General features: G+C 57.7%; 1 protein-coding gene. It reads left to right on the forward strand.

The window, feature by feature from the left end; genetic code table 11:
• Nucleotides 1-1,001, forward strand: a 1,001-nt coding sequence (gene tnpC, locus ALP40_RS15115; RefSeq protein ID WP_122209046.1) for an IS66 family transposase, incomplete at both ends; no start/stop codon positions are given.

Consider the following 1,001-nt stretch of genomic DNA (forward strand, 5'->3'; position numbering starts at 1 on the left):
GAACGCATTGCTGCGCCAGCGCTTGTTCGGACGCAAGTCCGAGCAAACAGCCGATCCGGCCACACCGCAGTTGGCGCTCTTCAACGAAGCCGAAAGCGTCGTCGAAGCTATCGACGAAAACGCTGAAGAAGAGGTTGTCACCCCCGCTAAGCGCCGTGGCAAACGCAAGCCACTGCCTGCCGACCTGCCGCGCATCGAAGTCATCCACGAACTTCCCGAGCATGGACTGATTTGCATCTGCGGCTGCCGCAAACACGCCATTGGCGAGGAAGTCAGCGAGCAGCTTGAAATCGTGCCGATGCAGATCCGGGTCATCAAGCATGTTCGTAAAGTCTATGGCTGCCGCGACTGCGAAACGGCGCCCGTCACAGCAGACAAGCCAGCTCAACTGATTGAAAAGAGCATGGCCAGTCCCAGCGTTCTCGCGATGTTGCTGACGACCAAATATGTAGACGGATTACCGCTGCACCGTTTTGAAAAAGTGCTGGGCCGCCACGGTATTGATATCCCGCGCCAGACTTTGGCTCGCTGGGTGATCCAGTGCGGCGAACACTTCCAGCCGCTGCTGAATTTGATGCGCGACCGGCTACTGGAAAGCCGCGTCATCCACTGCGACGAAACACGCGTGCAAGTGCTGAAAGAACCAGATCGAGAACCGAGCAGCCAATCCTGGATGTGGGTGCAAACCGGCGGCCCACCGGATAGGCCGGTCATCCTTTTTGACTACTCCACCAGCCGGGCGCAGGAGGTGCCAACGCGTCTGCTCGATGGTTATCGCGGTTACGTGATGACCAATGATTACGCCGGTTACAACGCCTTGGGCGCCCAAACCGGAGTCGAGCGTCTAGGCTGCTGGGCGCATACACGACGCAAGTTTGTTGAAGCACAGAAAGTGCAGCCCAAAGGTAAAACGGGGCGTGCCGATATCGCGCTGAACCTGATCAACAAGCTGTATGGGATCGAACGCGACTTGAAGGCCAGTAGCGACGCTGATCGTAAAA

This window comes from Pseudomonas viridiflava, from assembly GCF_003702045.1.
Taxonomy (GTDB): domain Bacteria; phylum Pseudomonadota; class Gammaproteobacteria; order Pseudomonadales; family Pseudomonadaceae; genus Aquipseudomonas; species Aquipseudomonas viridiflava_C.